Consider the following 8,919-nt stretch of genomic DNA (forward strand, 5'->3'; position numbering starts at 1 on the left):
ACTTTTTTCTTGATATTGATTAATTTGTTATGTAATTGAATACCAGTATACATGTAAAATTTAAGTTGTTATCGGTGTCCATTTAATGTTAATTATATAGCTTTTTGATATGTTTTAGGGCATCAACGGTAAAAATCAACATACATGTTATTCAAAAATTTACAACCTTTGCAAGGTCAATATCGATACCTCAGTAAACTATAATTGCCTATGTGCGTGGTTGTTGATAAGATATCGGATCTAAAAACGATGCTTCAGGGTTTCAGGAGCGAGGGGAAAAGCATTGGCTTTGTTCCAACCATGGGAGCATTGCATAAAGGTCATGTCTCGCTGGTTGAGCGCAGTGTTGCTGAGAACGATATCACGGTTGTGAGCATTTTTGTAAATCCCACACAATTCAACGATAAAAACGACCTAAAGAACTATCCCCGAATGCCCGAAAAGGACATTGCCATGCTGGAGGCTGCAGGGGTTAATGTTGTTTTCATGCCCACCGAGAGCGAGATTTACCCTGAGCCCGATACCCGTGTGTTCGATTTTGGTATGCTCGACAAGGTGATGGAGGGAAAGTTCCGACCGGGACACTTCAACGGGGTTGCCCAGGTGGTAAGCAAGCTTTTCGATATTGTTGAACCTCACCGGGCATACTTTGGCCAAAAGGATTACCAGCAGCTGGCCATCATTAGGGCAATGGTTCGTATGCTGGGCTACCGGATTGAAATAGTTGGCTGCCCTATTGTGCGTGAACCCGATGGGTTGGCCATGAGCAGCCGTAACCTGCTGCTTACCCCTGAGCATAGGAAAAGTGCCCCGCTCATTTACCAAACATTAGCTGAAGCACGAAACAAAACCAATGAGTTATCCGTTAAAGAAATGATAGATTGGGTTGTAAATAGAATCAACTCCGACCCAAATCTTAAGGTTGAGTACTTTGAGCTGGCCGATGCCGATTCCCTGCTGCCTGTTCAGGGCTGGGATCACCCCAACGGAATTGTTGGCTGCATTGCGGTTTGGGCTGGTAATATCAGGCTTATCGATAACATGATGTTTAAATAGTTCCGAAAACAGTATAAGGCGATGATGATTGAAGTTTGCAAGTCGAAAATCCATAGGGTTACTATCACCGAGGCTAACCTTAACTACATTGGTAGCATTACCATTGACGAGGACCTGATGGATGCAGCAAACATTATTGAAAACGAAAAGGTTCAGATTGTCAATATAAACAACGGCGAACGCCTTGAAACCTACGTGATAAAGGGTGAGCGTGGTAGTGGCCAAGTTTGCCTCAATGGACCTGCTGCACGCAAGTGCGTGGTGGGCGATGTAGTAATTATTATTTCCTATGCTACCATGGATTTTGAGGAGGCCAAAAAGTTTAAGCCCACTGTAATTTTCCCCGACACCGCCACCAACAAGCTTGTATAACAAACCCGTTTACTGCATTGAAAAGCATAGTGAAATCAAGGCTATTTAACTTTGCCGTATTCTTTTCCCTTGCCATTGTACTGCTCTACTACGCTTTCAGGAGTGTCGATTTTACCCATATTGCTCAGGGTTTTAGGGAGGTAAGCTATTTCTGGATAGCCATTTCACTTTTAATTGCCCTTATTGCCCATGCTCTTAGGGCTATTCGCTGGGGTTACCTTATGGAGTCCCTTGGCCATAAACCTCCATTTGGTAGCCTGTTTGCAGCAGTAATGTTCGGTTACCTGGCTAATCTAGCTCTCCCCCGCTTTGGCGAGGTGGCAAAATGTGGTAGCGTAAGTAGGGTTTCCCGAATCCGTTTTGAGTCGCTTGTTGGAACCGTAGTGGTTGAGCGCGCTGCCGACCTTGCAATGCTCCTGATTGCAACTGTTATTGTGGTTCTTGTCAAAATCGATTCCTTTGGCCAGTATATCTACTCAAGGATTGTTCATCCCATTGAGCAAAAGGTCATACATATTGAGGGGTATAAAATTGTTATTCTACTGGTGATGGCAATCGCATTTCTACTCCTTATCCGTTTCATTTTAAAGAGCGATTTCCTGGGCGAGAAACTGAACGGGAAAATCAGAAGTGCTGTAATAGGCGTTATCGATGGACTAAAGAGTATTTACCGAACACCCAGGGTAATCCAATTCGCACTGCTCTCGGTTTTAATTTGGGTAAGCTACTGGCTAATGACCTGGGCTTTACTTTGCTCTACCCCAATTACATCGAACCTTACTGGCTGGGATGCACTGTTTATCATGGTTATTGGTTCCTATGGTATGACTGTTCCCGTACAGGGCGGTTTTGGGGCTTACCACATTATCACTGCCTCGGCCCTTGGCATTTTTGGAATCACTTACGAGAACGGGTTGATATTTGCAATCATCTCGCACGAATCACAAACCATTTTGTTGGTTATTGCAGGAATTGTATCGATGGTTTACCTCTACATTAAGCAGCGCAAGCCATTGGCGTAGAAAATTCCAATTTACAGCATTGAAAGTTGTTACATACACGTTAAAAGTATACATTTGTGAGCTGAATGTGGAAAGATTTGGCTGATTGCAACCACAAAAATAAATGCTAAAACAGCGATTATTCCAGCAATCGATCAAACCTTCCCCATAGATATTTGTTTAACCTAAAAGTTTTTTACTATGGGATATTTATTTACTTCGGAGAGCGTATCGGAAGGGCATCCCGATAAGCTGGCCGATCAAATTTCCGATGCTCTGCTCGATGAGTTTTTACGTCGCGACCCCAACTCAAAGGTGGCATGCGAAACACTGGTTACTACCGGTTTAGTTGTTTTAAGTGGCGAGGTTAAAACCCATGCATATGTTGATGTTCAGGAGGTTGCCCGCCGGGTTATCCGCCGGATTGGTTACACCAAGCACGAGCTGAGGTTCGATGCCGAGTCGTGCGGCGTTATCTCATCAATCCATGAACAATCGCCCGATATTAACCGTGGCGTTGAGCGTGGCGATGAGTACTCGCAGGGTGCAGGCGACCAGGGTATGATGTTTGGCTATGCCTGCCGCGAAACCGACGACTATATGCCACTTGCCCTTGTGCTTTCGCACGTGTTGCTCATGGAGCTTGCCAAAATCCGCAGGGAGGGTAAGCAGATGACCTACCTCCGTCCCGATGCCAAGTCGCAGGTAACCATTGAGTACGACGATAATAACCAGCCCCTCCGAATCCATACCATTGTTGTATCCACCCAGCACGATGAGTTTGATGCCGACGATGATAGGATGCTGAACAAGATCAAGGAGGATGTTCGCACTATCCTTATTCCAAGGGCTAAAGCCCGTTTCCCTGAAAGGGTTCAAAAGCTTTTCAATGACGATTACATTTTACACGTTAACCCTACCGGTAAGTTCGTAATAGGCGGTCCGCATGGCGATACCGGCTTAACCGGACGTAAAATTATTGTTGATACCTATGGCGGCAAAGGGGCCCATGGTGGTGGCGCTTTTTCGGGCAAGGATTCCAGCAAGGTTGACCGCTCCGGTGCATACGCAGCCCGCCATATTGCCAAGAACATGGTTGCTGCCGGCATTGCCGATGAGGTTCTCATTCAGGTAGCATACGCCATTGGCGTTGCCGAGCCCGTAGGGCTTTACGTTAATACCTATGGAACTTCGCACGTTAAGCTTACCGATGGCCAAATTGCTGAAAAAATTAAGCAGATCTTCGATTTGCGTCCGGGTGCCATTGTTAAACGTTTGGGCCTAAAGAATCCCATTTTTGAGGAAACCGCTGCCTATGGCCATTTTGGTCGCGATTACTACAAGCGCGAGGTGGAATTTATTGTGAATGGCAACTGTGAGGGCGAAAAGGTGGTTAAGCGCGAGGTGGAATTCTTTACCTGGGAAAAGCTCGACTATGTTGACACTCTCCGCAAGGAGTTTAACCTGTAAAGGGGGTTCACCATAGTACTTGATTTCATTAGAGAATACGCTACCTTTAATCCTGAGCGTCCTGTCCCGCCTTAGTTGGGAGCAAAGGATATCATTATTAGTGTGCAGTGTTCAGTATGCAGAGTACAGGGGGGTAGTGTTTCGTGTTTAGTGTTTCGTATTTAGTGAAAATCTGCGTATATGACCCCAATCTGTGCTATCCGTGTTCTATTGAATTTACTATCAACTGTCAACCAACAACCATTAACTAAATAGGTATCACAAGGTTACACGGTGTAACACGGTGTTACACAGATTGGCATTCACGAACAACGATACACGAACAACGAACAACGAACAACGCTTCCTGCCCCGTAGGGGCGTAATATTTGTAACTCCATGGCCACTCCCCTATGTATTGCGATGCACGCAATGATACTCCAAAGAATAAAACTGAAACGTTGCATCGCAACAGAAGGGCATTGCAAAGAGCCTTTTACATGTTCTTTCTTGTCTTGATACAAGAAAGAACCAAAGAAAATCAAGGCTGAAAAGCCCGACCCGATGGGTACCCCGTGGGTGGAACTGCTGCGCGATACAATTCGCCACGCCTGCGGCGTGACTCATGTGGTATCGCTTACAAAGCCCACCGCAACGTTCCACCCCCGCCCCTTTGCCGTGTCAGGCTTTTATGCCATTGCCTGCTTTTTCCGTTCCATACTCTCTCAGGGAAAAAGGCTGGGGGTGAGGTCGTTTTACACATTCAACCTAGATGCCCCCTCTAAATCTCCCCTGAGAGGGGAGACTTTAACCCTGCAAAAAAGTTTCCTAATTGCCTCTCCCCTCTCATATCAGGAGAGGGGCGGGGGTGAGGTCAATTCCACGAACAACGCACCCAGCCCCGTAGGGGCTAAACATTTGTAACTCCATACCTATTCCCATGTGTTTTGCGATGCACGCAATATTTTTCCAAAGAGCAATGGTGAAGCTTTGCATCGCAACAGTAGACCATTGCAACGAACGATTTCCTAACAACCAATCATAAGGAGATAAAGGAATATAGAGATGCTTCGACAAGGCTCAGCATGACAAAGTGAGTGAGGGAGCCCATCATGTTGTCATTCCGAGTTAGCCGAGGAATCTCATTAAATAATGGATGAAGGTATTATGAGATGCTTCGGCGAAGTCTATCCCTATAAATTGGAACTCAGCACGACAGCGTGATGTTTCGCTCGCGCGCAACATGACTAATAACCTTAACTAAACAACATTGATTTAAAATTTCAGATTCAAGATTTTAGGTAAACTCTTATGCCATCAACCATCAACTAAATCGGTATCACAGGGTTACTCAGAGTTTTCAAGGTGTTTCACAGTGAAAATCGGCCTAATCTGTGTCGTCTGCGTTCCATTACCAAACTAAACACTATACACAAAACACTAAACACACCTTAACTAACAACCATCAACTGTCAACCATCAACCATCAACCATCACCTTACAACTAAACCTGTTAACCCATACTTTCCATCAATATAAGGGACAAATTTTCCTCAAAAACAATTTTTTGGCTTACATTTACAAAAATTTTGATCTATGCTTGCATACATAACCTGGAATATCAATCCTGAAATTTTTAGTATTGGCCCGTTCTCAGTACGATACTACGGCCTAATGTGGGCCATGGCCTTTTACATTGGTTATGTCATATTTAACCGCTTTGTAAAGCGTGAGCACCTGCCCGAGGGTTTCCTCGACTCGCTAACCATGTACATGATTGTAGGCACAGTAATTGGAGCCCGCTTGGGTCACTGCCTTTTCTACGAGCCGGAATTCTACCTCAGCAACCCGCTCGAAATCCTTAAGATCTGGCACGGAGGCTTGGCCAGCCATGGTGCGGCCATAGGGATACTAATTGCCCTTTACCTTTTTGCCCGCAAGCAAAAGGTCCCCATGATTTACGTTATTGATAGGGTTGTAATAACCGTAGCAATTGGTGGTGCCTTTATTCGCCTGGGAAATCTGTTTAATTCTGAAATCTACGGGGTTGAAACCACACTGCCCTGGGGTTTTATTTTTGTGCGGAATGGCGAGGTGATCCCCAAACACCCCACACAGCTTTACGAGGCACTATCGTACACCGCAATATTTATCCTGCTTTACTGGCTTTACCTAAAGGCAGATGGCAAGCTGCGTAACGGTTTCATTTTTGGTATCTTCCTCATCCTACTCTTTGGCGCACGATTCCTGATTGAGTACGTAAAAGAACCACAGGTTGAGTTTGAAAAACACATGATGCTAAACATGGGGCAGTGGCTTAGCTTACCCTTTATTGCAGCAGGAATTGGATTTTTGATTTACTCATACCTTAAACCTTCGGTTTTTATCCCACAGGACAACATATATGGCCCCCAAAACAAAATGTACAATTTTTGAAAATACACATGGCTGATAATTAGATACATACGAAATTCTCACTTAAAACAAAATGTACCAAATGGGTTAAAACTGGGTTAATATATGCGGTTAAATTAACACTAAAAAGCGACATTAAGGTTAAACATTGGCTCTTTAAAATACAAGAAATTATAAGGAATGGATGACATTTTAAGCCCCTTTCTAAAAGGGGTTTTTTTGTTGCATTTAAATGGGGTTGAAAATTGTAAAAAAATGGGTTAGGGGGCAGCTGGGCGGTCAGCTGGGGGGTCAGCTGGGGGGTCAACTGGGGGGTCAAAACAGGGAAAAAAAATAGGGCATTAAAGGGAGGGTAAGTCCAAAAAACAGGCAAAAAAACTGCTAAAAAGTAAAATAGAGGGGGGGAAAATTCCGTAATATATACAATTGAAAAACACATAAAACGCACTATATCAGTGCAATAAAAAATATATGGGTGTAAAATGTGTGCGTGTGGATCGTTACCCCATGGAGTTAATGCGAACTGATGCCTTAACGTGTGCTGCAAATCGTATCGATTCAATTGGGAAGTCCTTGGGTTGGTGGTGTTCGTTATAGCTAACCAGCGTTACATATCCGGGAATATCCGATTTTTTGACATATTTAACAGTAACATAGGCATCTCCATTATTTACTATCGATAGCAAATACATTTCCCCCCATAAAATATTGTTAATATCGTGTAATACCTTATATATAATAATATCGCCGCTTTTGAGTAGCGGATACATGCTATCGCCCACCACGTATATGGCCCCGTCGCACTTGGGCAGGTTGGGTATCTCGAGGTATGCAATGGGTTCATTGTCTGATATTTGCTCGTACACCTCCACCACGCCAGCAATGGCATCAACGCTGTATAGGGGTATGCGTGCGCTGGTCAGGGGCCTATCAGTTTTGCCGGGAAATCGTGTAACGCGCTCTTCGGTCACTGCCAGGCTATTCAATTCCCCATCCCTTAGCATCGGACCCTCTCCCGTAAGTAACCAGGTTGGATTAATATCTGGTACTAAGGTTAATATATTAACTATTGAATTGCTATTTATAGGTGTTTTTTTTGCTTTACCTTTAAAATTATTATATGTTAATCCAATTTTATTGCAAAAATCTTCTAACCTAAATCCTTTATATTTAGCTATTTGCAAAATTCTTTCTTTTATAGTCAAAATATTGTCCATTAAATTTTGATAGTTAATATATTTACCTTATATTTGTTACATGAAATTAAATCAAAATTAATACAAATGAATACAGAAAAAAAATATAGTGAGCTAAAAAATTATCTAAAACGGGGCGACGCCCCTAAACTTGCCCGCCTAACCGGCTACAGCGCCATAACCATACGGGCCATGCTGCAGGGCAAGCGCACCATGCACCCACTGGTTGAAGCGGCAATAAAAAAACTTACCGAAAGCCGCATAAACAGCATGGATAAGGAAGTAACCCAAATAAAATAACTAAAAACAGATGTCTATGAAAAAAGAAAAAAAGATTATTACCCCATTAAAATGGGAGGTGTTGTTTTTAAAAGGACACGACGAGAATATTACGGTTAAGACTCTTAGGGTCTTTGGATTACCACTTTTTGTAGCAACATACAAAACCCCAACGGAGTATGGTTTTATTTCAAAAGCCTAATAACCTCGTCGGCATGTTTTGTAAGTTCTTCGAAAAAATCCCGCAAGAGGCGCGATGCTGCTCCATCGGATGGGGCTGCGGGAACAACCCTTGATGGATGCCCGAACCGGGAGCTGTGCGGTGCGAATGGGCAGGCGCTGCACAGTAGGGCGGGTGGATGGCCGCGGCGCACGGAACACTGCCCAGTTGCGCCTGACAGCCGGGAACAGACCGGTTTTTTAAAACAAAGCTTATGCCCCAGTACCACAATGGCATACTATGTATAACGGTTGACGAGTGGCTCCAGTCTGGACTCACCTATGATCAATACAAAAACGACAAAAGGCGTGGCTACCTGACTATTATAAGAACGGGTGGCGGAGGGCATCCGGCACTCATTGAGTACAACACCCTGCGGGGCGACAGGCGGGCTGTAATTGAGGGGCATTTTGGCGATGTATCCAGGCTGGCCCAGCGCGCCACGCTGGAGGACTACATCAAGCCCGATGCCGATGCCGCTCGCTACTACACCGCCTATAGGCTCCCCGATGGGCGCCCACTGCGCGAGGAGGCCCGGGTGAAGTACCTGTCGGAGGCCTGCATACTCAACGCCCTGATACGCTACCTTAACGATGCTCGAGCCCGTCGCCGGGCCATGGGCATGCGCAAGGGTGAGCTATATACCCATGCGGCAGGCCTGATCGACGAGCTCGACCGCAGCCGCTACCCCCACGACTTGCCCCTTAACCCGCGCCGGCTCAAGGAGCTGGTACAGAAGTACAGGGAAAACGGCTACGAGGCGCTGGTACACGGCAACTGGTGCAACCGCAACAGCCGTAAGGTTAACGAGAAGGTTGAGCGCCTGCTCATTTCCATATACTGCATGGAGAATTTACCCTTTGGGGAGTGGGTGCACGACTACTACCTGCAGTTCCTGTCGGGTACGCTCAGGATTGCCGATGCCGAAACG

Annotated in this window: 10 protein-coding genes; 9 read left to right on the plus strand and 1 reads right to left on the minus strand. The window is 45.2% G+C overall.

Features of this window, described 5'->3' with window-relative positions:
- Nucleotides 1–216: 216 nt before the first annotated feature.
- From panC to lgt, 6 genes are all read left to right on the plus strand, one after another.
- Complete coding sequence (gene panC, locus AB6811_RS03505) at nt 217–1,056, plus strand: pantoate--beta-alanine ligase (RefSeq protein ID WP_369489058.1); 840 nt, start codon at nt 217–219, stop codon at nt 1,054–1,056.
- 21 nt (nt 1,057–1,077) lie between these two features.
- Complete coding sequence (panD, locus tag AB6811_RS03510; RefSeq protein WP_369489059.1) at nt 1,078–1,428, plus strand: aspartate 1-decarboxylase; 351 nt, start codon at nt 1,078–1,080, stop codon at nt 1,426–1,428.
- Nucleotides 1,429–1,445: 17 nt separating this feature from the next.
- The gene (locus AB6811_RS03515) at nt 1,446–2,450 is read left to right on the plus strand and encodes a lysylphosphatidylglycerol synthase transmembrane domain-containing protein (protein ID WP_369489060.1); all 1,005 of its coding nucleotides are present in this window, start codon (nt 1,446–1,448) and stop codon (nt 2,448–2,450) included.
- Nucleotides 2,451–2,630: 180 nt separating this feature from the next.
- Entirely contained in the window at nt 2,631–3,899 is a 1,269-nt protein-coding gene (metK, locus tag AB6811_RS03520; RefSeq protein ID WP_369489061.1) for a methionine adenosyltransferase, read from the plus strand.
- Between the two features lie 543 nt (nt 3,900–4,442).
- Nucleotides 4,443–4,802 carry a hypothetical protein gene (locus AB6811_RS03525; RefSeq protein ID WP_369489062.1) on the plus strand — a complete coding sequence of 120 codons (360 nt, stop codon included), beginning with the start codon at nt 4,443–4,445 and terminating at the stop codon, nt 4,800–4,802.
- 672 nt (nt 4,803–5,474) lie between these two features.
- Entirely contained in the window at nt 5,475–6,314 is an 840-nt protein-coding gene (gene lgt / locus AB6811_RS03530) for a prolipoprotein diacylglyceryl transferase (protein WP_369489063.1), read from the plus strand.
- A 479-nt stretch (nt 6,315–6,793) separates the two neighbouring features.
- Here the strand turns inward: lgt and AB6811_RS03535 are convergent, their stop codons facing one another.
- Complete coding sequence (locus AB6811_RS03535; RefSeq protein ID WP_369489064.1) at nt 6,794–7,297, minus strand: S24 family peptidase; 504 nt, start codon at nt 7,295–7,297, stop codon at nt 6,794–6,796.
- Between the two features lie 279 nt (nt 7,298–7,576).
- Here AB6811_RS03535 and AB6811_RS03540 point away from each other — a divergent pair, with 279 nt between their 5' ends.
- The 3 genes from AB6811_RS03540 to AB6811_RS03550 form a co-directional block, all read left to right on the plus strand.
- The gene (locus AB6811_RS03540; RefSeq protein ID WP_369489065.1) at nt 7,577–7,789 is read left to right on the plus strand and encodes a hypothetical protein; all 213 of its coding nucleotides are present in this window, start codon (nt 7,577–7,579) and stop codon (nt 7,787–7,789) included.
- Between the two features lie 16 nt (nt 7,790–7,805).
- Nucleotides 7,806–7,970, plus strand: coding sequence for a hypothetical protein (locus AB6811_RS03545; protein ID WP_369489066.1), 165 nt, complete (start codon nt 7,806–7,808; stop codon nt 7,968–7,970).
- Between the two features lie 232 nt (nt 7,971–8,202).
- The coding region (locus AB6811_RS03550) for a hypothetical protein (protein WP_369489067.1) at nt 8,203–8,919 on the plus strand (717 nt) is incomplete at its 3' end.

It is taken from the genome of Tenuifilum sp. 4138str (assembly GCF_041102575.1).
In the GTDB taxonomy this organism is placed as follows: domain Bacteria; phylum Bacteroidota; class Bacteroidia; order Bacteroidales; family Tenuifilaceae; genus Tenuifilum; species Tenuifilum osseticum.